Origin of the sequence: Klebsiella grimontii (genome assembly GCF_900200035.1) — a bacterium.
GTDB lineage: Bacteria > Pseudomonadota > Gammaproteobacteria > Enterobacterales > Enterobacteriaceae > Klebsiella > Klebsiella grimontii.
Window position 1 is genome coordinate 96,311 of record NZ_FZTC01000023.1, and the last position, 20,804, is coordinate 117,114.

23 protein-coding genes are annotated in these 20,804 nt (G+C 53.4%); 14 read left to right on the plus strand and 9 right to left on the minus strand.

Translation table 11 applies throughout. From position 1 onward, the window contains the following. Window positions 1–24 precede the first annotated feature (24 nt). The 5 genes from KOSB73_RS23555 to mrkJ all read left to right on the plus strand — a co-directional run bounded on the left by KOSB73_RS23555 (window position 25) and on the right by mrkJ (window position 4,776). Window positions 25–1,254 carry an amino acid permease gene (locus KOSB73_RS23555; RefSeq protein ID WP_024358565.1) on the plus strand — a complete coding sequence of 410 codons (1,230 nt, stop codon included), beginning with the start codon at window positions 25–27 and terminating at the stop codon, window positions 1,252–1,254. Between the two features lie 116 nt (window positions 1,255–1,370). Continuing rightward, a complete protein-coding gene (locus KOSB73_RS23560; RefSeq protein ID WP_024358566.1) occupies window positions 1,371–2,243 on the plus strand; it encodes an aldo/keto reductase family oxidoreductase in 873 nt (290 codons plus the stop codon). 388 nt (window positions 2,244–2,631) lie between these two features. After that, complete coding sequence (locus tag KOSB73_RS23565; protein WP_004135026.1) at window positions 2,632–3,333, plus strand: flagellar brake protein; 702 nt, start codon at window positions 2,632–2,634, stop codon at window positions 3,331–3,333. A gap of 4 nt (window positions 3,334–3,337) precedes the next feature. Then, window positions 3,338–3,922 (plus strand): helix-turn-helix transcriptional regulator, encoded by a 585-nt coding sequence (locus KOSB73_RS23570; protein WP_024358568.1) that lies wholly within the window; start codon window positions 3,338–3,340, stop codon window positions 3,920–3,922. 137 nt (window positions 3,923–4,059) lie between these two features. Then, entirely contained in the window at window positions 4,060–4,776 is a 717-nt protein-coding gene (gene mrkJ, locus KOSB73_RS23575; protein ID WP_004135019.1) for a cyclic-di-GMP phosphodiesterase MrkJ, read from the plus strand. 57 nt (window positions 4,777–4,833) lie between these two features. On the opposite strand, the gene KOSB73_RS23580 is transcribed toward mrkJ, so the two are convergent. The 7 genes from KOSB73_RS23580 to KOSB73_RS23610 form a co-directional block, all read right to left on the minus strand. Then, window positions 4,834–5,484, minus strand: a complete 651-nt coding sequence (locus tag KOSB73_RS23580) for a fimbrial protein (protein ID WP_024358570.1) — start codon at window positions 5,482–5,484, stop codon at window positions 4,834–4,836. Window positions 5,485–5,498: 14 nt separating this feature from the next. Continuing rightward, a complete protein-coding gene (locus tag KOSB73_RS23585; RefSeq protein WP_024358571.1) occupies window positions 5,499–6,494 on the minus strand; it encodes a fimbrial protein in 996 nt (331 codons plus the stop codon). Continuing rightward, window positions 6,485–8,971, minus strand: coding sequence for a fimbria/pilus outer membrane usher protein (locus tag KOSB73_RS23590; protein ID WP_064343176.1), 2,487 nt, complete (start codon window positions 8,969–8,971; stop codon window positions 6,485–6,487). The genes KOSB73_RS23585 and KOSB73_RS23590 overlap by 10 nt, the downstream gene beginning before the upstream one ends. 11 nt (window positions 8,972–8,982) lie before the next feature. Then, the gene (locus KOSB73_RS23595) at window positions 8,983–9,684 is read right to left on the minus strand and encodes a fimbrial biogenesis chaperone (protein ID WP_004135011.1); all 702 of its coding nucleotides are present in this window, start codon (window positions 9,682–9,684) and stop codon (window positions 8,983–8,985) included. A gap of 124 nt (window positions 9,685–9,808) precedes the next feature. Then, window positions 9,809–10,414 (minus strand): type 3 fimbria major subunit MrkA, encoded by a 606-nt coding sequence (gene mrkA / locus KOSB73_RS23600; RefSeq protein WP_004124717.1) that lies wholly within the window; start codon window positions 10,412–10,414, stop codon window positions 9,809–9,811. Between the two features lie 394 nt (window positions 10,415–10,808). Further along, entirely contained in the window at window positions 10,809–11,531 is a 723-nt protein-coding gene (locus tag KOSB73_RS23605; protein WP_098141083.1) for an ArsR/SmtB family transcription factor, read from the minus strand. Between the two features lie 39 nt (window positions 11,532–11,570). After that, window positions 11,571–11,888, minus strand: coding sequence for an antibiotic biosynthesis monooxygenase family protein (locus tag KOSB73_RS23610; protein WP_024358573.1), 318 nt, complete (start codon window positions 11,886–11,888; stop codon window positions 11,571–11,573). Between the two features lie 382 nt (window positions 11,889–12,270). Between KOSB73_RS23610 and KOSB73_RS23615 the strand changes: the two genes are divergently transcribed. Next, entirely contained in the window at window positions 12,271–12,480 is a 210-nt protein-coding gene (locus KOSB73_RS23615; protein WP_014226701.1) for a YdgH/BhsA/McbA-like domain containing protein, read from the plus strand. A gap of 394 nt (window positions 12,481–12,874) precedes the next feature. Here KOSB73_RS23615 and KOSB73_RS23620 read toward each other — a convergent pair whose 3' ends face one another. Continuing rightward, window positions 12,875–13,765 (minus strand): EamA family transporter, encoded by an 891-nt coding sequence (locus KOSB73_RS23620; protein WP_004134552.1) that lies wholly within the window; start codon window positions 13,763–13,765, stop codon window positions 12,875–12,877. Between the two features lie 80 nt (window positions 13,766–13,845). Between KOSB73_RS23620 and KOSB73_RS23625 the strand changes: the two genes are divergently transcribed. Continuing rightward, complete coding sequence (locus KOSB73_RS23625; RefSeq protein WP_024358574.1) at window positions 13,846–14,352, plus strand: MarR family winged helix-turn-helix transcriptional regulator; 507 nt, start codon at window positions 13,846–13,848, stop codon at window positions 14,350–14,352. Between the two features lie 85 nt (window positions 14,353–14,437). Here the strand turns inward: KOSB73_RS23625 and KOSB73_RS23630 are convergent, their stop codons facing one another. Then, complete coding sequence (locus KOSB73_RS23630; RefSeq protein ID WP_004134548.1) at window positions 14,438–14,899, minus strand: Lrp/AsnC family transcriptional regulator; 462 nt, start codon at window positions 14,897–14,899, stop codon at window positions 14,438–14,440. Between the two features lie 149 nt (window positions 14,900–15,048). On the opposite strand from KOSB73_RS23630, the gene KOSB73_RS23635 reads away from it, so the two are divergent. The 7 genes from KOSB73_RS23635 to KOSB73_RS23665 all read left to right on the plus strand — a co-directional run. Beyond that, a complete protein-coding gene (locus tag KOSB73_RS23635) occupies window positions 15,049–15,660 on the plus strand; it encodes a LysE family translocator (protein WP_024358575.1) in 612 nt (203 codons plus the stop codon). 534 nt (window positions 15,661–16,194) lie between these two features. Then, the gene (locus KOSB73_RS23640; protein ID WP_004134544.1) at window positions 16,195–16,800 is read left to right on the plus strand and encodes a tyrosine-type DNA invertase; all 606 of its coding nucleotides are present in this window, start codon (window positions 16,195–16,197) and stop codon (window positions 16,798–16,800) included. Between the two features lie 442 nt (window positions 16,801–17,242). Further along, complete coding sequence (locus KOSB73_RS23645; RefSeq protein WP_064410855.1) at window positions 17,243–17,869, plus strand: tyrosine-type DNA invertase; 627 nt, start codon at window positions 17,243–17,245, stop codon at window positions 17,867–17,869. A gap of 464 nt (window positions 17,870–18,333) precedes the next feature. Further along, a complete protein-coding gene (gene fimA / locus KOSB73_RS23650) occupies window positions 18,334–18,879 on the plus strand; it encodes a type 1 fimbrial major subunit FimA (RefSeq protein WP_004134540.1) in 546 nt (181 codons plus the stop codon). Window positions 18,880–18,951: 72 nt separating this feature from the next. Beyond that, window positions 18,952–19,491 (plus strand): type 1 fimbrial minor subunit FimI, encoded by a 540-nt coding sequence (gene fimI / locus KOSB73_RS23655; RefSeq protein WP_049131373.1) that lies wholly within the window; start codon window positions 18,952–18,954, stop codon window positions 19,489–19,491. A 35-nt stretch (window positions 19,492–19,526) separates the two neighbouring features. Then, window positions 19,527–20,252, plus strand: coding sequence for a fimbria/pilus periplasmic chaperone (locus KOSB73_RS23660; RefSeq protein ID WP_049087098.1), 726 nt, complete (start codon window positions 19,527–19,529; stop codon window positions 20,250–20,252). A gap of 73 nt (window positions 20,253–20,325) precedes the next feature. Continuing rightward, a partial coding sequence (locus tag KOSB73_RS23665; RefSeq protein ID WP_196406275.1) for a FimD/PapC N-terminal domain-containing protein occupies window positions 20,326–20,804 on the plus strand: 479 nt, incomplete at its 3' end.

Genomic DNA, 20,804 nt, shown 5'->3' on the forward strand with positions numbered 1-20,804 from the left:
TTTTCTGGTTGATAAAGTCGCATAATGTCTAAAATTTGGTCTAAAGAAGAAACTCTCTGGAGTTTCGCCTTATATGGCACTGCTGTAGGCGCTGGCACGTTATTCTTGCCGATCCAACTGGGATCCGCGGGCGCCATTGTTCTTTTCATCACCGCGCTGGTCGCCTGGCCGTTGACCTACTGGCCGCATAAAGCGCTGAGCCAGTTTATTCTCTCCGCCAACATCGCCCCGGGCGAGGGGATTACCGGCGCCGTTAACCACTACTACGGTAAAAAGATCGGCAGCCTGATTACCGGTCTCTATTTCCTCGCCTTTTTCGTGGTCGTGCTGATCTACGCGGTCGCCATTACTAACTCGCTCGCGGAGCAGCTATCCCGGCATGTCCCCATCACCTCGCAGGTACGGGCGCTGCTCAGCCTGGCCGTCGTGCTGGTGCTGAATCTGATCTTTTTAATGGGCCGCCACGTCACCATCAAGGTGATGGGCTTTTTAGTCTTCCCGCTGATCGCCTGTTTCCTGTTCCTCTCCATCTATTTAATGGGTAGCTGGCAGCCGGCTTACCTGACCAGCCAGATGCAGCTGACCCCGCACACGTTCCACCAAATCTGGATCTCCATTCCCGTGATGGTTTTCGCCTTTAGCCATACGCCGATCATCTCGACTTTTGCTATCGATCAGCAGGAAAAATACGGCGAGCAGGCCATGGGTAAATGCAAAAAAATCATGAAGGTGGCCTACACCCTCATCTGCGCCAGCGTGCTGTTTTTCGTCTTCAGCTGCCTGCTGTCGATACCGGCGGGCTATATCGAAACCGCGCGCAATCAGGGGGTCACCATTCTTTCCGCCCTGTCGATGATGCCGGGGTCGCCGGCGTGGTTGGCGGTCACCGGAATTATTGTAGCGGTGGTGGCGATGTCAAAATCGTTCCTCGGTACCTATTTTGGCGTGATTGAAGGGGCCAGCGAAATCGTCAAAACTTCGCTCGCCCAGGCGGGTATTCGTAAAAGCCGCGCGTTCAACCGGGCGATGTCGATCCTGCTGGTATCGACGCTGACCTTCGTGGTGTGCTTTATCAATCCCAATGCCATTTCAATGATTTACGCCATTAGCGGCCCGCTTATTGCGATGATCCTGTTCATCATGCCGACCCTCTCCACGTACCTTATTCCGACGCTGAAGCCCTACCGCTCGGTGGGTAACTTCATTACCCTGGTTGTCGGTTTGCTCTGCGTATCGGTGATGTTTTTTAGCTGATCCTTTCTCTGCGGCGAGTGTCTTGCTCGCCGCACGTTCTGCCAACATTCTCATCCCCCCAATCTCCCTGACGGACATACACTGATCCCTTGCATACCATTAGAGCAGGGGTTTATATGTCCAGCGTAAAATTATCCGGTACCGCAACGTTAGGCGATCGTCAGGTTTATCGTCTGGGATACGGGGCGATGCAGCTTGCGGGGCCCGGCGTCTTCGGCCCGCCAAAAGATCCGCAAACCGCTATCCGCGTCCTGCAGGAAGCGGTCGAGTCGGGCGTCAATCATATCGATACCTCCGATTTTTATGGCCCGCACGTCACGAATCAGCTCATTCGCCAGGCGCTGCATCCCTATGCCGACAATCTGTGCATCGTGACCAAAGTCAGCGCTCGCCGCGATGAAAAAGGCAACTGGCTCCCCGCGATGTCTCCCGCGGAGCTCACTCAGGCGGTGGAAGATAATCTGCGCAATCTGGGCCTTGACGTGCTCGAGGTGGTGAATCTACGCAGTATGCTCGGCACTCACGGCCCGGCAGAAGGGTCGCTGGAGGAGCCTTTATCCACCCTGCTGGAGCTTAAAGAGCGCGGGTTGATTCGCCATATCGGGCTGAGCAACGTTACCGCCAGACAGGTGAGCGATGCGCAAAAAATGACGCCCATCGTCTGCGTTCAGAACCAATACAACGTGGCGAACCGTCAGGATGACCCGCTTATCGACGAGCTGGCGGCGCAGCATATCGCCTGGGTGCCCTTTTTCCCGCTCGGCGGCTTTACGCCGCTACAGGCCCGGGAGCTTAACGATGTCGCCGCTTCGCTGGACGCGACCCCGATGCAGGTGGCGCTGGCATGGTTGCTTCAGCGCTCGCCGAATATCCTGCTCATTCCGGGCACCTCTTCGCTAGCGCATCTGCATGAAAATCTCGCCGCCGCGCAATTAACGCTTCCGCCTGAAGCGCTGGCCACCCTCGATAATCTCCAGCCCCACGCCTGATTTCAGGCTTCTGCGGATGGATATTCGCAGAAGCCTTCATCTCAATATTTGCCTGGAATTACCTTAACGCCGCTGGCACTATACATCCTACAAATTAGGCGTTATCTGCTTTATTCTCTTGCGGATAACCCTATGCAAAGCATAGCTTTATACTTTTCCGACTGGCCTCCTAATTGGAGGCTTCTGTCGTTTTTGTCTCGCCCAAATTTTCGGAGTCTTGATTACAGGAAAAACAATATCTCATTCAAAGATTATACAAATCAATTTAGCTGCAAAGATAGCTAACAACATCAAACGCTCATAAAAACATCTGGTTAACACAATCAGAATGTTTGCATTGCTATATAAAAAATCAACCACACACAATAACAATTTACAAGGATTGCACATGACAGAGGGAACGATAAAGACCAGTAAGTATGAAATCATTGCTATTTTCAGGGAAGAGCTCCGAAAGCAGGCGGAGATAGAAGTTTTTGTTAATAACAAAAGCACTATAACCCAGCTAGCGCGGGTGGATTTTGCCGAGTTTCATATCTTAACTACCAGCAAAATCCCCACCGGGCATAAAGTTAAATTTATTCTGCATAGCGATTCAGGAAAAATCGAGTTTTGCTCCACGCTAAAGAAAAGCTACGCCGGCGGCGAAGGAAAATGCCGCAAGGTCGCTTTTACCTTGCCGGAATGTATCCAGGTGGTACAACGTCGGCGCGATCCCCGATTCCGTTTGCGCCACGAGCACGAATTCTTCTGTCACGGTCGACATAAAAATGGAGAAAACTATCTATTCGAAATCAAAGACATTTCGGATGGCGGTTGTGCTCTGATGACCAAGAGCCCCAATCTGAAATTCCTCAGCCATAACGCCATCCTTAAGAACGCCATTCTGGCCCTCGCTGAATATGGCGAAGTGACCGTAGATTTAGTTATAAAAAACGTTGTCATGGTGACGTTAGATGATAACGAGGAGTCGGATAGCTACTACCAAATTTCCTGCCAGTTTAAATTTCGTCATCTTGATAACAAGAAGAGAATAGAGAAAGTGCTGCTCGACTTGATTATGGAAGCCAAGAGAAAAAAGAGAGTCTGAACCATTGGACAGTATATTGCTTTACACTGATGATAATATCATCGGACAATCAGTTCATGATTACTTGATCGATCACGCCACGGACATCACGACCCTGAACTTTCAGGATATAGTGAAAGGAGTCTGCGCTCCCCCGACAGCGACCGTTATTATCAATATCATCCATAAAGATATCTCAGCGGCCACAACGGTTGCCTTACTGAACACTTTGCGCAATCGCCTCGCGCATTGCGCCATGCTGGTTCTGATAGTCAAAAGCGAGCTTTCCAGCCTGTTCCGGGAACTGCTTGATCTGGAAAACCTATTGATTCTCACAGAAAAATCCTCTTTGTCAGCGTATTCAGCCATCCTCAGCAGGCCCTTAACCGCCGAGGGCTGCCAGGGTCTGTGCACCCGCAGAAAGCTAACCGCCAGGGAGCTTCAGGTGCTGGAGTTAATAATTGCCTGCAACAACAATAAAAGGATTGCAGTGCTTCTCGACATCGATCATAAAACGGTCCACAGCCATAAGGTACATATTATGAAAAAACTAGGAATGAATAGTTCGCGGATAATGAACAAAAGCATAGTCAATATGTATCAGTGTTAAAACTAAAAATATGTGGGTGACCAATCAAAGCCGATAATTTATTGGCAACAAGCCATTAATAATCATTCCCATCGGCAGAAAGGTCACCTATAATATCCTCCTCTCTTTACCTCTGACCATATTTTTGACGAGAGATAATGAACGCCACTCTGTTTTCCGACCATAATTTATCACGTAGCGATATATCCGTTCGTTATGTCTTTCAAAAAATGTTTTCCCCAGAAGGTACGCTCGTCGCCGTGGAATGCCTGAGCCGTTTTGACCGCATGTCCATATCGCCGGAAAACTTCTTTCGCTACGCCAATACCGGATTACGTGAAAGCATTTTTATGGAACAGCTGGCACTCATTGAAAAACATAAACAGTGGTTTAAGCAAAATCGCATCTCGGCGACTATCAACGTTGATGACCATATACTTAACGTATTGCTACGCCCGGAGATTAAAGCGCTCGTCAACCATATCGGCTGCGTCCATTTTGAAGTTACCGAGAACTCCAATAAATTATTAAATAATGCACTCGCCGCCTGGAGCAATCCGCAAAGCACCACGCTCTGGCTTGATGATTTCGGTTCTGGCAACGCCGGTATTAGCGCCATTCGCGACTATCATTTCGATTATGTCAAAATCGATAAAGACTTCTTCTGGCTTTTAATGCAAAAAGATTCCGGCCGACCGTTAATGGATGCGCTGGTCACCTTTCTTGCCCGCAACCACCATAACGTAATTATTGAAGGCGTAGAAAGCGAAGCGCATAAGGCGTGGTTACAGGGGATGGAGTGGTTTGCTATTCAGGGACACTACTGGAAAGAAGTCAGCATTGAACAACTGGTTAAAGAAGGTCTCACCGTTTAAATAAATGCCGGATGATTCCGGCATTTATTGTAACATTTGCGCAAGACCATCAACCCTTCAATTATAAACAAGTTCCCAGGTCGCCCAGCTGGTCAACGGACCGCTGGTTGCTTTTTCCGGCGCTGGCGTAACGTAGCCAATGTAATAGGTAAATACGCCGCCATCCACCGCTTTTTCTACCAGCGGCACCCGGTTTTGTAAGGGGTCGGCGGGAACAATTTTATTGCTTTTATCCAGCGTATTATTGTCATTAGTCGACAGCGCGAGGAAAATATGGCTGGCGCCGTCCGCCCGCGTATTCCTCAGATAACCAGCATTTTCATTGCTGACCGCATTGACCGTAAATCCGTCAACCCAGCGGACGTTAACCAGGCGGATCGCGTTTTTATCCGCCGCGCCGCCGTCGTGTCGCAGCTGGCAGTTCGAGAGCTCCAGCGTGAAGGGCTGCGGTTTCATAAATGCCCCGGCGCCCCGTTCGTGGACTTCCGCCAGGCTGACCGGCGCCAGCCAGACGCTGCCGCTCCCGGCGTTGTTGCCGCCGTTAAGGGCCACGCTGCATGAGATATCGGTAACCCGTCCGGCAAAATCCACCCGTCCCCGATCGTAGTTGGTCTCAAAAGCCGACGCCGGGGAGGCAATCAGCATCCCGCTTATCAGGGCCAGTTGAATGAGTCGTTTGCTATTTTTCAATTGTGCTGAATCACGCATACCCGCCTCCCGAATTAATCGTACGTCAGGTTAAAGATCATATGCGACTCCACCTCACCGGTACTGGTGGTCGGCGCATATTGATAGAAGCGCGCGTGCAGAGGCAGGGTGATATAGCGCGTTTCTTGCGTGCGCAGCGTCCCGGCGCTGTATTTCTTATTGAACTCCAGCGGTACGCCATCCTTCAGAACCTGAATACCAATCCCTTTCGCCAGCGAGGAGCCGGCTTTTTCGTTCAGTAGCGCGCCCCGGCTCACCGTAGTGCCGCTCGCCAGCGTACCGGAGAAAGAGGTCTGGATATTGGCGTATCCCGACTCGCTTAGCCCGCCGCTGCACTGCAGCTCAATATTAAAATCCTTCCCGCCCGCGGTGGTGCCGACGCCGTTAAGATCGCTGCGCTTGATGGTGCCGACATCGACGTTCATATTTTTGCCGCTCAGGATGGTACATGAGGGCGATACCACGGTGATGGCGTTGGCGCTCAGGCGGGTTTCGAGGATCGGGTTATTGCCGTTCTCCCAGTCATAAGAGGTGTACTTACCTGCCGCCAGGGTACCGCTGCCGGTCACGCTCGCGGTTTTAATCACCTCCAGCGTAAAGCGGGAGCCTTCCAGCGAATAATTCGTGGTCCTGCTAACGTAGCTCGAGTAAGCGCCAGGATAGATGATATTGACCGTCGCCCCGCCGCGGCTAAACCGCAGGCCGATACCTGGCACGTTGGTGGAATAAATTTTATTGCCCAGATCGGTCGCCCCGGGGGCGACGATTTTGGCCACAAAGCGGTTAGTGCCGCTGCTACAGCTATAGCTGGCCCCGCCCGGCGCCGACATTGTCCAGTCGCGGGAAACGATCACCGACCCTACCGGCAGATCCGGTGGAACCACCACCCGGCCCACTACCATGTCGAGGCTTACCGTCGGCTGCGACAGGCGCGTACAGTACGCCCATGCCGACGTGGTCCCCATCGCCATTAAGCCAATAAAAAGCGTCATTTTTTTCATTAGCGACATAGCGTTTCCTTTGTTTTTTCCTGACTTAATTCCACCGAGCACTGTCCGCCGCTCCACTTAACCGTGGCCTTCGGCGCGCTGGCGTCGCTGATAAACATCATGCTGCCCTGCCCCACCACGCCGATCTCTTTCCCGGACGGGTTGTAAATCGTCGCGGCGAACGGTAGCGGCAGGCCGTTTGCCTGGCGCGCCTGCAGAGTGATGTTGTTCTGCAGCGTAGTATCGAAGGAGACCTTGACCACGCTGCCTTCCCACGGCACAACCTGCGCCACGGTACTGCCGAAGGCGACATCGTCGTTGCTGCCTTTCGGGTCAATCTCAACGGCGTTAATCCGGTAAGGCCGCAGATACGGCAGAATGGCGTAGCCGTTGCTATCGATACGGGTCCCCGGCGAACCTGGCAGCATCGCGCCCGCGGCGTCTTTCGCTTCGATCAGCGCCATGGTGGTGCCGCTTTCCGGCGAGAATACGACGCCGTGCTGATGCGCGATCAGCGTCCCGCTGGCGCCCACGCCGCTCTGGCGATAGCCTTCACCCTGGCTATAGCTGCCGTTCAGCGTCGTCCATGGGGTACGGTAGCTGCCGTTCAGCGCCACATCGTGCTGGCCGCCGGTGGAGGTGGTCGTCGACACGCCGTAGTTGAGGTTGTTTTCGCTATCCAGCGAACCGTTGACGCCAATCTGCGAACTAGCGAAACGCGAATTATTAAACGAGGTATTCGACGTCAGGTTAGCGGTGCGGTTTTCACCGAACCACAGCGGGTAGCTAAAGTTGAGAGAAACGCGATCGTCGCGGCGGTGGCCGGAACTATCCGGGGTATAGACGCGCTGGGCGCTGACCGACCACGAGAGCCGACCGTACATGTTGTTGTAACTAAACTGATACTGCTTTTCCGTCCCCGAACGGTTCCAGTAATCCGCTACCCGACCGCTCAGGTAAAAGCCGCCCCAGCCGTCCGGCAGGTTCTGGTTGACGGTAAACGTCATCCCGTTTTTCTGCCGCCATACGGTGTAGTTGCTGCTGTAGTTCTTCTCCTGATCGACGGCGTACAGAGCGTCGTTCAGGTTGTAGTAGCCTTTGGTGGAGTAGCGATACGCCGCCAGCACGATGCTGGTCTGGGTTTCGGTAAACATGCGGTTAAAGGTGGCGCGATAGCTCTGGCCGTGCTCGTCGAGGGTATCGCTCTTCAGCCGCGAATGGGTGACGTCGAATGACAGCGCGCCGATGCCGGTATTCATCCCGGTCCCCAGCAGGAACGCCTGATAGTCATCAAATCCGGTGACGCCGGTATAGCCGGTGAACAGGTTATTGATACCGTGCTGCCAGGTTCCCTGGTAGAGCATCGGTTTATTACGCAGCGAACTATCGTCGACTTTACCGGCGGAGAGCGCATAGCGGGTCATCCCCGGACGCAGCAGCTGCGCCACCGAGGCGTAAGGCACGCTGAATACCTCGACCGAGCCATCGGCCTCTTTAACCGACACTTCAAGGTCGCTACCGTAGCCGGAAGGATAGACATCCTGCAGGGTAAACGGCCCCGGCGGCACCGTGGTCTGATAGATAATATTGCTGCCCTGACGCACCGTCACCAGGGCGTTGCTTTGCGCCACGCCGCGAATTTCAGGGGCGTAGGAGCGCATCCCGTCGGGGAACATATTGTCATCGGTCGCCAGGTTAACCCCGCGCAGGCCGATGGTGTCAAAGAATTCGCCGTTGGTAAAAATCTGCCCGCCGCTGACTATCGAGTTAATCTGCGGAATCGGCCGCTGCAGATAGGTCTGGTTGCTATTCCAGTGCGCTTTCCCCTGCTGCTGCTGCCAGTTCAGGTTACCGATATGCTTGAGCAGCCAGCCGTCCCACGACAGGCCCGCGTTAACGCCAAGATACGCGCTGCTGTTATCGGAGCCGTTGGCCGAGGAGATATGGCTGTTCCAGGCGTTGGCCATCCAGCCTAAATTCAGCGCCGCAACGCCTTTATCCCAGAATTCCGGGCTGACAAAGTTTTTCAGGCGCTGATCTTCGTAGATTTGCGGTACGGCAATATCCAGTCTCAGGGAGGACTGAATCAGCGTGTCTTTGACGTTGGCCTCGTTGCGCCACTCCTGCAGGCGTCCGCAGAATCCCGCTTTTTCGCTGAGCTGCGGGTTAAACTTTTCCGGCGAGATCCCATATTGCATCAGCATCGCTTTGGTGTAGCAGATGCCCATTTTGCCATCTTTACCGGCGGTGATTTTCAGATCGTAGCGCCCTTTCCACTCGCCGTTGGTATACACATCAAGGGAGTAGACGCCTTCGCTAATCGCGCTGGTCGAGAAACGCGACAGGTCGACCTTTTCGCGACTGCCGACGATAAAACCATCGTTAAACTGATAGATCGTTCCCGGGTTTTCCTGTCCGCTGGAAAATGGCGGAAAGCAGCACAGCGCAACCGCGATAGCCGTGCTTAATCTTCCCGGGCAGATTGACCTCTGCTTCATGATCGTTTCCCTTATTTGACGGTAACTTTCACTGCGACATCTGCGCCATAATCATTAATGTTGTTAACGGTCAGGATCTCGCCTTTGCTCACTGCGGAAGAGAGGGCGATGGTCTGGCTGGACTGTGGGGCAAACATGACCGTTTTGCTGTTGAGCGCTTTGCCGCCGTTACGGGAGATACGGCTTACGGTGATATAAAAGGGCGTCGGGTTACTGACGGACAGGCTGCTGCCGTTAGCGGAGAGCGCTAATTTCTCTGCCGCGGCGTCGCGATTGCCTAATCCGCTGGGACGATAGATAAACTTAAAGCGCGAACGAATCGCCAGCTGCAGAATATTTTGCCCTTCATTCTTCTGGCTGGCCTCAACCGGCGGTATTTCCAGAAGGTTCAGCCACCACAGCGTCTCTTTATCTTTCGCGAGACCCGCGCTGCTGCCGAGTTTAATACGCAGAGTCTGACCGCTTTTCGCATCTACGCGGGAAATAGGCGGCGTGATAATAAATGGCGTGGTAATGGTATCCGGCGTCGCGTCGGCATTACCGTTGTCCAGCCAGGCTTGCGCCAGCGCCGGACGGTCGGCGGTGTTAGAGAGCTGCACCGTTATTTCTTTTTCATTTCCTGGATAAATAAAGCGGGTGCCGTTGACAATAATATTATTGGCGTGGGCCGCAAAACTAAAAATGAAACAGAAAAAAAGGGCAATACGCTTCATGCTGACCTCAGAATAAAAAATAAGCGGCAGCAGTGGCCGCTTTATTATTGTTGTATACCCTGAATAATTTGAATGACGGGTATAAACCGCCCCGGCGCGAGGCGGCTTTATCTCTCAGTCGATATTACTGGTAGGTAATTTCGTAAGTCGCATAGCTGTTAACCACACCGGTGGTAACAGTCGTCGGGGTGCTGGTCGCGTAGCCGACGTAGTAAGTGAAGCGCGCGCCATCCTGAACGGCAGATGCGTCGCCGACCGCTTTAGGCTGAGTGCTGTCGCCCGGGATGATTTTTTTGGTCAGCGCGGTCGCGTTGTCGGTAGACAGAACCAGCTGGATATTCTTCGCGCCAGCGGCTTCAGTGTTAGCCAGGTAGCCCTGCTGTTTAGCGGTTGCGCCAGCCAGCAGGTTACCGCCGGTCCAGTTCACGCCCAGTTTGCTCACATCATCCTGTTTAGTACCATCAGCAGCCTGGCAGTCAGAAACATCGATGGTGAAAGATTTCGGTTTCAGATAGGTATCCGCCGCGGCGGCTTTAACTTCAGTTAAAGTAACCGGAGACAGGTATACGTTCGCATCGCTGCCCTGGCCGTTTACGGAAACAGTACAAGATACGTCGGTAACTTTACCGAAGAAATTAACCTGACCGCCGCCTACATTGGTATCAGCAGCATTTGCAGCCATACCAAAAAACGCAGTCGCCATTGCAGCAGAGAGAAGAACCTTTTTCATTGCCATTTCCTTGTCAGAGTGAATTAAGTATCAATGAGCAAACAGTTAATTCGCACAAAAGTCAGAAGCGATTTGCGATGCTCACTTGTGCAACTGTTAATAGAAACTTCGACTGACCGGAAGCCGCAATATTTAAGGCGTCAGGAACGAATTCAATGAAAGAATTCGTCGAGGCTGTCGGCGTCAAAGAATGCTATTTTTCGCTGACAAATATACATATGTTCACGAGCTGTTAATCAATGTAACAGATAGCTCACAACTATTAATTGCGGGGGATTGATAGCAAGAAACAAAGGCATTGTTATTTACATTGAACGGGGAAAGGCGATATGGAATTAACAAAACAGCAACCTATCTTGCCATAAAAGGCTATTTCTCCCCATAGAGAACACGCTTAATTAATCATCCGCGACGATCTTTCCGCCAGCTGAAAATGCAGATGCAACGCGCGCCACCCTGCCGGCGTAATCGTCACTTCGCGAAATCCCGCGGTGGTGGTAAACCAGCCTTTCTGCAGACCGTGCTGCAGCAGCGCCGCCCCAGCCGCCCCGCCAAGGTGAAGGCGGCGTTCGCTCCAGTCCAGACAGCCGCAGCACGCTTTACGCCGCGAGGTGCGCTTCACCGTCACCCCCAGGCGGGCAAAATGCGTTTCTCCGGCGGGCGTCAGGGCCGTACCGTCAGGCGCTATCCACGCTTCGCGCAGCATAAAATCATATAGCGATACCGCCACTTCTCCGGCCAGATGATCGTAACAGGTGCGCGCAACGCGCAAATTCACCGACGTGCTGGTTGAGAGCGTCACCGCGCGCTTGCCGGCCATGGTCATCATATTCTCCAGCAAACCGGCGACGTCGCTACCGGCCAGACGGTAGTAGCGATGGCGGCCCTGGGCCAGGCAAATCAATAAATCGCTGTTGACCAGGCGGCTAAGATGCGCGCTGGCGGTCGAGGGGGAAATATCCGCCACGGCGGAAAGCTCGGTGGCCGTCCACGCCCGGCCATCCATTAAGGCGCAAAGGATCTTTAGCCGCGAGGCATCGGCCATCGCCGACGCCACTGTCGCCATCGCCTCGGCCAGCGACTCGTCGTCTTCAATCAGCTCAACAGGTTTTAACATAGCGCCTCGCTTATTTTCCCCCCGCAAACCGTAGCCATATTACAGGGGATCGGAATGGGAAGAACGGTATTCGCGCAGCATCTGAGCCACCCGAATGTGATAACAGGCGAAAATACTCTCCCGCCCCTCTTTCTGCGCAGCCTGATGGCAAAGGTTGCGTTTCCATGCCAGCACCGCGTCCTCATCCCGCCACCAGGAGAGCGACAGAATTTTCCCCGCCGTGCTCAGACTTTGAAAACGCTCAATGGCGATAAAGCCGTCAATGTTGCTCAGCAGCGGCTTCAGCTCTGCCGCCAGCGCCAGGTAACGCTCCTGGCTCGCCGGAGTGACCTCGGCTTCAAAGAGTACTGCAATCATTTCGTCGTCCTCACGCAATCAGTGTGAGAGTCACAGTAGCTTTTTACCCGAGCCCAATGCTTCGTTGACGGGCGAAATATAGCCGCCCTATTTGCTCAAAAAGCGCCCATTGCATTCACAAAAACAATGATTAATGAGCCGAAGCAGGAAAATTGCGTTTCTGGTCAGATTATTTTCCGTGACGAAAAACACGTTCATGCTAACTCATCCATTTGTTTTTATTGAAAATAAAAAACAAAAGTTTAGTCACCCGTCATCGTGTTGTCATAAAAATGTGATCTTAATCGCACTTTTTGCAACGCACGTTATAGTTAGCAGCCTTATTATAAGTCCATCGAAAGCAAACACGCTTTCCACCATAAAAGTTAAAAGGATAAACACCATGAAAAACGTAAAATTACTTGCCGCTGCCGGTATGCTGTCTCTGGTCTCTTTCGCTAGCTTCGCTCAGCCTGTTAGCGTAACCGCAGACACTCTGGACAACGCCGAAGCCAAAATCGCCGCCATTGCTAAAGATCAGGGCCAGTCATACCACATTACCGAAGCGTATACCGGTAATCAGGTTCATATGACCGCCGAGCTGTCTAAATAACCGAATGGTTGCAGAGGGAGCTGCCGGACAGGTCGCCTGACGGCGGCTGGTCTGGCTCCCGCCACATAATAAGCACGCAGCAATGTCGAGCCCCTTAATGGGGCTTTTTTTGTTGCTGGCGAACAGTGAACCCACAGCCCGGGCGGCGAGTTCGCCGCCGTCTGCAGTCCGGTAGCCCGGACAGATGCGCAGCATCGCCTGCGGGAAATTCAGCGACTCTGCGCTCTGCTCCCGGGGGCGGCGCTTGACGCGCCTTGCCCGGGCTACAGGTTTATTACCGTCTGCAGTCCGGTAGCCCGGACAGATGCGCAGCATCGCCTCCGGGAAATTCAGCGACTCTGCGCTTTGAACCCGGGGGCGGCGCTTGACGCGCCTTGCCCGGGCTACAGGTTCATTACCGTCTGCGATCCACTACGGCTCTCTTATTCGATAACGCACGCTGAATCGACAGCACGCTGAGCAGCACAATCACCAACCCTACCAGCGCCATTCCCTCAATTTTTTGTCCAAGGAAGATCCAGCCTAATAGCACCGCCGTCACCGGACTCAGCAGGCTCATCGCCGACACCGCCACCGGGGAAAGGCGGCCGATGCCGCGAAACCACAGGCCGTATGCCAGCATCGCCCCGGCAACGCACAGCCAGAGATAGCCCGCCGCCTGAGTCAGCGTCACATGGTGCAGCGGCGGATCGACCAGAAACGCCATCGGCGCCAGTACGATACCGCCAATCAGCAGCTGCCAGCCGGTTAGCGCGACGACCGGCAAAGCGATCGCCCAGCGGCGCGATAGCCAGGTTCCCAGCGCCATACTCATCGCCCCCAGAAATGCGGCGGTAATCCCCAGCGGTTCAAGGGTGGTTTGCGGTGACAGCAGCAGCATCGCCATCCCTGCGATCCCCATCAATGCCGAGAGCACCGCCAGCCAGGGCGATCGCTGACGATCGACGCACCAGGCCAGCAGCATCACCAGCAGCGGCTGAATGGCGCCGATCACCGCCGCCAGACCGCCCGGCAGCCGATAGGCGGCAATAAACAGCAGCGCCTGAAACGCGCCGATATTGAGGATCCCGGTGACGATCAGCTTCCACCACTCGGCGCGCAGCGGGAGACGGCGGCTCCAGATCAGCAGAGCGATCCCGGCCGGCAGAACCCGCAGCAGCGCGGCGATAAACGGCCGATCGGGCGGCAGAAACTGCGAGGTCACAATATAGGTGCTGCCCCAGATGACGGGCGCCAGCGCGGTCAGCAGTAAATCAACGATCAAATTACGTGAAACAAAGGCCATGATTTTATCTTCACATCAAGGTAAATTGTGGACTAAGTATGTACCGACAATTATCTTGATATCAAGACAAGTGAGCATTAATGGACAAATCACCGCAGACCGACGCCGTGGATCGCATTCTTGAACAGTGGAAACGGGAGCGCCCCGATCTCGATTGCAGCCCGATGGGGCCGATCGGCCGCCTGAAACGCTGCACGATGCTGCTGGAGCCGCGCATCGAAGCGGCCTTTGTGCGCCACGATCTGGTGCGCTGGGAGTTTGATATGCTGGCGACGTTACGCCGGGCGGGCGATCCGTTCATGCTGTCGCCAACCCAGCTCTTTTCAACGTTAATGATCACCTCCGGCACCATGACCCATCGTCTGAAGGCGCTGGAAAAACGGGGCTTGATAAGCCGCCAGCCGAACCCGGAAGATGCCCGCAGTATGCTGGTGGCGCTAACGCCAGCGGGACGAGAGCTTATCGATAAGGCGGTGGAAAGCCACGTGGAGAATGAGCGGCAGCTGCTGAGCGGGCTTTCCGCAACGCAGCGCCAGCAGCTGGATGAAGCGCTGACGGTTTTTATGCGCCTGCTGGAAAAGGGTTAACCCACGCCGGCCTGGAATAAGTCGCTGACATTGTTGCCATTACTTTCCCGGAGGCGATGCTGCGCATCTGTCCTCCGTGTTACGCTCACCCCTTACCGAGCGGAAATGGGCGATCCTGCACAACCGTCTTCATCACCAGCGTAGAGCGCAGGTGCTGCACGCCCGGCATCGCCGAGAGCTTGTCATCATACAGTTTCTGGAACGCCGGGAGATCGCGCGTCACCACGTGCATCAGGTAGTCCGGATCGCCAAACAGGCGCTGCGCCAGCACGATCTGCGGGATCTCTTCTACCGCGTCCTCAAACGCGCTCACCGCTTTCTTATCGCCTTCTTTTAACGTCGCGAAGACAATCGCCAGGAAGTTGAAGCCCATTTTGGCCGGATCCAGATTGGCCCGGTAGCCGGTAATGACGCCTTCCTGCTCCAGCGTCCGCAGCCGTCGATGACAGGGCGAAAGGCTGAGATTCACCCGCTCGGCCAGCTCGGTTATCGACAGTCGCCCGTCGGCCTGGAGCTCAGCAAGAATTTTTCGATCGATGCTATCCATTTGGAATATTTTCCCTCAGAAGACCGCTTAAGAGCATAACATTGAAAGCTCATTGCGCAATAAACTCGATATTCTTTCCCTCAAACAACCGCCGCTTAACGAGGGAAAATGATGAGAAACTGCCGTTACCACGCAGAGGTGCGCTGACCATGGAAATGAGCTTTATCGCCAGCTTTTGGCTGGTCTCCTTTCTGCTGATCATCACGCCGGGCGCTGACTGGGCCTATACCATCAGCGCGGGAATCAACGGACGCCGCGTGATACCCGCCGTCGCGGGACTCATGTCTGGCCACCTGCTGGCCACGCTGATCGTCGTCGCCGGAATCGGCGTGTTAATCGCCGGCCACCCGCTGGCGCTGTCGACGATTACCCTGCTGGGCGCAGGCTATCTGATGTGGCTGGGGATCGCTGTTTTGCGCCATCCGCCAACGCCAGGCAGCCAGCAATACAGCGCGGATAGCTGGAATCGCTGGGCGATTAAGGGGCTATGCATTAGCGGTCTGAACCCAAAAGTCTTTCTTCTGTTTCTGGCCCTGCTGCCGCAGTTTACCGACCCCCAGGGGAGCTGGTCTCTGGCCCAGCAGATGTCGGCGCTGGGCGGTATACATCTGGTGACCTGCACGCTGGTCTATTTACTGGTCGGCTACGGCGCCAGAGCGCTGTTGGCGACCCGGCCTCAAATCGCACGAAAGGTCAGTATGGCTTCCGGCGTGATGATGGTCGCCGTAGCCGCCCTGCTGTTCGTGGAGCAGTTGAGGTAGGGGGAAGTATAAGGCGTGAGCGGCCGGTCTGCTCTCGCCACTGCGTTATTAAAAAAACGCCCCGCTTCACGGCTATTTTTTCATCAGCCATAACCTCACTTTAAATTAGCCCACACGCGACTCCGGGATCCTTATCAGCCTCATTTTTGATTATGCGCCCTTCCGATATAATCCTCTTAGCAGCAGCTAAGGTTTATCTCACTTTAAATAAAATAACTCTTACCATCCGCCAGAATTCTTGTGCTTCCTGTTTCCCCTATTCATAAGAAGGTTTTTGCAGTATGGTTAACAATATTAGAAGTTATATACTGCTGTATACCCACTTAAGGAGAAAACAATGAGCAGGATATGGGCCCTATCCCAAAGAGTAACGCCAAACAAAAATATAAATATAAAAACTGCCTATCCAAAAGAAGTCACATCGCTTAAATATTGCCCGCAGCAGCAATAAATAATGCACATGCAGACGAGCTTAATCATTACCTGATAACGGCCAAAAAATGCGTTAGCCGACTGCATAATAAAGGGAACTCAATGAAAAGCAATGCTATTTTAAAAAAAAGGAACTTCCTGACTCACAACGAAATTGAGTCATTACTCAAAGCGGCCAACAGTGGCGCACATGCCACGCGTAATTATTGTTTGACATTATTGTGTTTTATTCACGGATTACGCGCCAGTGAAATATGCCGCCTGCAAATTTCCGATATCGACCTCAGTTCTAAATGCATCTATATTCACCGCCTCAAAAATGGATTTTCGACAACGCATCCTTTGTTGAATAAAGAAATCCGTGCATTAAAAAACTGGCTACAGGTCCGCGCCGCATACCCGCAATCCGACAGTGAATGGCTATTTCTTTCGCGAAAAGGTAATCCTCTGTCTCGCCAGCAGTTTTATCAGATTATTTCCGCATCTGGCGATAATGCCGGGCTATCGCTCGAAATTCACCCGCATATGCTCCGCCATTCATGTGGCTTCGCCCTGGCCAATATGGGCATTGATACTCGTCTTATCCAGGACTACCTGGGTCACCGCAACATCCGCCATACCGTATGGTATACCGCCAGCAACGCTGGCCGTTTCTATGGTATCTGGGACGAAAGCAGAGACAGACAGCGGAGCCCTGTTCTGCCGTAGCACTCGATGCCAAGGATGGCGTCAAAATAACCAACTGGCAGCGGCAAACATTAAAAAGATAACCATACGCTGTTTATGATTATTGTTCCGGCAAGTTCACAGTTCAGTGATGATTTATCTTATTAACACCCCACGCATAACCCTGGATATAAATGCATCAACACTCATCCGTTTAAAATACTCGCAACCATATTTTTTCCTTTCATTTTTATACACCTGAAAGAGAACCACGACGCCGATGTTGTGGCTATCAATAAAATCTATAAGAATAAGATTTACTATCTGACAATATTCTGCGCCGCAGCCGCTATATAATGTCATTATTCAACTATGATAATCCCCTTCATATAATACGTGATTAACCTTACGGATTATTTGTGAGCGCCCCCAGCGGTCAGCTGGGTCGTGTTAATTTTCAAGATCATATCAGGAGTTATTTATTGTGAACCGACGTCGTTTTCTTACCGGTAAAGAAGTACAGGCGATGATGCAGGCAGCCCGTCATGGGCAAACGGGAGAGAGGGATTACTGTCTTATCCTGCTCGCTTTTCGTCATGGTATGCGGATTAGTGAATTACTCGATCTGCACTATCGCGACCTCGATCTGGTCGAAGGCCGCATCAATATTCGACGGCTGAAGAATGGATTCTCCACCGTACATCCCCTGATGATCGATGAATGTGACGCCATCAGGTGCTGGAGCCAGTTACGCGCCGCCTGGAAAGGCGCGCAAAAAACCGATGCGCTGTTTATATCGCGACGCGGTACCCCGCTTTCCCGTCAACAAGCCTACCGAATTATCCGAACCGCCGGCATAGACGCAGGGATGGCAACGCATACTCACCCGCATATGCTGCGCCATGCCTGCGGTTACGAGCTGGCGGAGAGAGGAGCGGATACCCGCCTTATCCAGGACTACCTCGGCCATCGAAACATTCGCCATACCGTACGCTATACGGCCAGCAACGCCGCGCGATTTGCCGGACTCTGGGAACGCCATAACCTGATGGAGTTGAATTTACAAAATCAGAAAGTTGAAAATAAGAATTTGATAAATAAGGGAAAATAACTTACCGAACAGGTCAATTGGGGCCAAACTGTGTGCATCATAAAAATATTCAGTAACCTTTTGCAACCACCGAATGTATCAAACAGAGCATGAAAATCAATATCACATTGATTAATCATGACTTTTTATTTTAATTCTTTTTCAGAATCTCTCTTCTCTTCGCTGGCCATCCTTTCTGACGATGCGTTGCCGATAGCCATCCATGGCTCGTTCATGCCTTATTATTTCAACTTATTATATCGGTAAAATTTAAAAAATAAGCTTAAAACTCTAAATACGTAACCTCAATATCAAAATTTAAGTCAAATTCACCAATGAGTCAAAATGGCCCCAAATGTCTCATTGTTTGGGTGAAAAACATGCAGAACCGCAGCCGAAAACTTCGGCTGATACATGAAATACCTGGAGGTCATGATGACGGCCAGATCGGTTCGTAATCCCGATATTGTACAAAGGAAAACAACATGAAGATCAAAACACTGGCAATGGTTGTTCTGTCAGCCCTGTCTCTGAGCTCCGCGGCGGCGCTGGCCGACACCACGGTTAATGGCGGCACGGTGCATTTTAAAGGGGAAGTCGTCAACGCAGCCTGCGCCATTGACGCGGGTTCAATCGATCAGACCGTTCCAATGGGCCAGGTTCGTTCGGCAAAACTCGCTACTCCAGGCAGCACCAGTACGGCTGTCGGTTTCAATATTCAGCTGAACGATTGTGATACCACCGTTGCCACCAAGGCCGCCGTCGCTTTCACCGGTACCGCAATTGACAGCACCAACACCACCGTACTGGCGCTGCAAAGCTCCGCGGCAGGCAGCGCGAATAACGTCGGCGTGCAGATTTTGGACCGTACCGGTACGCCGCTGGTGCTGGATGGCGCGACCTTCAGCGCAGCTTCCACCCTAAACGATGGCACCAACGTCATCCCGTTCCAGGCGCGCTACTATGCGACCGCTGCAGCCACTGCCGGTACCGCTAACGCTGACGCGACCTTCAAAGTGCAATACCAGTAATTCATTCATCAGGCAGGGAAGCATATCGGGCCAGGAAGGCCCGTTATCCATAACGGAACTCGGGTGATAACGATGCAAAGGATGAAGTCAGGTCTGTTGATATTTTTGCTCCCATCGCTGGCGCTGGCCGGTAATCAATGGAACGTCACGCTGCCCGGCGGAAATATGCGTTTTCAGGGCATCATCATTGCCGAGTCCTGCCGCGTTGAAGCTGGCGACCAGCAGATGACGGTCAATATGGGACAGATCGGCAGTAATCGGCTTCATTCAGCCGGGGAAGATACGAATCCGGTTCCCTTCGATATCCACCTGCAGGAGTGCAGCACCGCAGTCAGCGAGCGCGTTGGCGTGGCGTTTCACGGCGTCGCCGATGGTAAAAACCCGGACGTGCTCTCGGTCGGTGAAGGACCAGGAATCGCAACCGGCGTGGGTGTTGCTCTGTTTGATAAAGATGACCATCTGATCCCACTAAATAGCCCTCCCGCCGCGTGGACAAAATTGTATACCGGGCCAACCACGCTGCACTTCGTGGCGAAATACCGGGCAACAGGGCATCAGGTCACCGGAGGCGCAGCCAACGCTCAGGCCTGGTTCTCCCTGACCTACCAGTAATGAATCAGCAGACGAACCGAAAACAGGAAAAGACGGTGACGATAAAAGGGGTAAACGTGAGAACAACACGGGCGATAACGCGCGGTTTACTGGCGGGGGCGCTGATGATAGCCACCATGGGATTTACCGCTCGCGCCGAGGCTGGCGTGGCGCTGGGGGCGACCCGCGTCATCTATCCTGCCGGACAAAAGCAGGTTCAGCTGGCGGTCACCAACAACGACGGAAAGAGCACTTATTTAATCCAGTCATGGGTGGAGAATGCCGACGGCGCGAAGGATGGCCGCTTTGTCATCACCCCGCCGCTGTTCGCCATGCAGGGGAAAAAAGAGAACACCCTGCGCATCATTGATGCCACCAACAACCAGCTGCCGCAGGATCGGGAAACGCTGTTCTGGATGAACGTCAAGGCGATCCCGTCGATGGACAAATCAAAGCTCAGCGACAACACCCTACAGCTGGCGATCATCAGCCGCATCAAGCTCTATTACCGCCCGGCAAAGCTGGCGCTGCCGCCGGATCAGGCTGCGGAAAAGCTGAGGTTTCGCCGCGGCGCAGGCACGCTTACGCTGATCAATCCCACCCCCTACTACCTGACGGTCACCGAACTCAACGCCGGTACCCGAGTGCTGGAAAATGCGCTGGTTCCGCCGATGGGTGAAGCCAGCGTTAAATTGCCCGCCGATGCCGGTCGCGAAATTACATACCGGACGATTAACGACTACGGCGCGCTGACCCCGCGGATACAGGGCGCCACGCAATAACTGACGGGAGGCCACGTCCTCCCGGAAATAAAAATAAGAACTGACAGCCGGGCGACTTTGGACCGGAGGGACTATGTCACATCTGAAATATGGACTCGACGACCTGGACTCCGAGCGTAAAAGCAGCCACGGGCCGGGGAATACGCGCGCTTTCGCTCAAATCACGCTGGCTCTGTTACTTGCCGCACCGATCTTTTCTGTGCAGGCGGAGCTCTATTTTAATCCGCGTTTTTTAGCGGATGACCCTGCCGCCGTGGCGGATTTATCAGGATTCGCCAGCGGCCAGGAGGTCCCTCCGGGAACCTATCGCGTCGATATTTACCTCAATGACGGGTTTATGACCACCCGCGATGTCACTTTTAATAGCGGAGAAAACGATCGCTCGCTGGTCCCCTGCCTGACGCGCGGACAGCTGGCCAGCATGGGCGTCAACACGTTATCCATTGAAGGGATCGGCGCTCTGGCATCCGATGCCTGCGTACCGTTAACCAAAACCATCAAGGACGCCACTACCCGCTTCGATGTCGGCTTGCAGCGGCTGTATCTGACCAT

Excerpts from the sequence above, each read along its gene's own strand:
- KOSB73_RS23620 (WP_004134552.1), bottom strand. The coding sequence starts at position 13,765 with ATGGCCTTTGTTTCACGTAATTTGATCGTTGATTTACTGCTGACCGCG.
- KOSB73_RS23610 (WP_024358573.1), bottom strand. The coding sequence starts at position 11,888 with ATGATTGCAGTACTCTTTGAAGCCGAGGTCACTCCGGCGAGCCAGGAG.
- KOSB73_RS23595 (WP_004135011.1), bottom strand. The coding sequence starts at position 9,684 with ATGAAGCGTATTGCCCTTTTTTTCTGTTTCATTTTTAGTTTTGCGGCC.
- fimA (WP_004134540.1), top strand. The coding sequence starts at position 18,334 with ATGAAGATCAAAACACTGGCAATGGTTGTTCTGTCAGCCCTGTCTCTG.
- KOSB73_RS23560 (WP_024358566.1), top strand. The coding sequence starts at position 1,371 with ATGTCCAGCGTAAAATTATCCGGTACCGCAACGTTAGGCGATCGTCAG.
- KOSB73_RS23625 (WP_024358574.1), top strand. The coding sequence starts at position 13,846 with ATGGACAAATCACCGCAGACCGACGCCGTGGATCGCATTCTTGAACAG.
- KOSB73_RS23565 (WP_004135026.1), top strand. The coding sequence starts at position 2,632 with ATGACAGAGGGAACGATAAAGACCAGTAAGTATGAAATCATTGCTATT.
- mrkJ (WP_004135019.1), top strand. The coding sequence starts at position 4,060 with ATGAACGCCACTCTGTTTTCCGACCATAATTTATCACGTAGCGATATA.
- KOSB73_RS23580 (WP_024358570.1), bottom strand. The coding sequence starts at position 5,484 with ATGCGTGATTCAGCACAATTGAAAAATAGCAAACGACTCATTCAACTG.
- KOSB73_RS23640 (WP_004134544.1), top strand. The coding sequence starts at position 16,195 with ATGAAAAGCAATGCTATTTTAAAAAAAAGGAACTTCCTGACTCACAAC.
- KOSB73_RS23630 (WP_004134548.1), bottom strand. The coding sequence starts at position 14,899 with ATGGATAGCATCGATCGAAAAATTCTTGCTGAGCTCCAGGCCGACGGG.
- KOSB73_RS23605 (WP_098141083.1), bottom strand. The coding sequence starts at position 11,531 with ATGTTAAAACCTGTTGAGCTGATTGAAGACGACGAGTCGCTGGCCGAG.
- KOSB73_RS23555 (WP_024358565.1), top strand. The coding sequence starts at position 25 with ATGTCTAAAATTTGGTCTAAAGAAGAAACTCTCTGGAGTTTCGCCTTA.
- mrkA (WP_004124717.1), bottom strand. The coding sequence starts at position 10,414 with ATGAAAAAGGTTCTTCTCTCTGCTGCAATGGCGACTGCGTTTTTTGGT.
- KOSB73_RS23585 (WP_024358571.1), bottom strand. The coding sequence starts at position 6,494 with ATGTCGCTAATGAAAAAAATGACGCTTTTTATTGGCTTAATGGCGATG.
- KOSB73_RS23615 (WP_014226701.1), top strand. The coding sequence starts at position 12,271 with ATGAAAAACGTAAAATTACTTGCCGCTGCCGGTATGCTGTCTCTGGTC.
- KOSB73_RS23635 (WP_024358575.1), top strand. The coding sequence starts at position 15,049 with ATGGAAATGAGCTTTATCGCCAGCTTTTGGCTGGTCTCCTTTCTGCTG.
- KOSB73_RS23590 (WP_064343176.1), bottom strand. The coding sequence starts at position 8,971 with ATGAAGCAGAGGTCAATCTGCCCGGGAAGATTAAGCACGGCTATCGCG.
- fimI (WP_049131373.1), top strand. The coding sequence starts at position 18,952 with ATGCAAAGGATGAAGTCAGGTCTGTTGATATTTTTGCTCCCATCGCTG.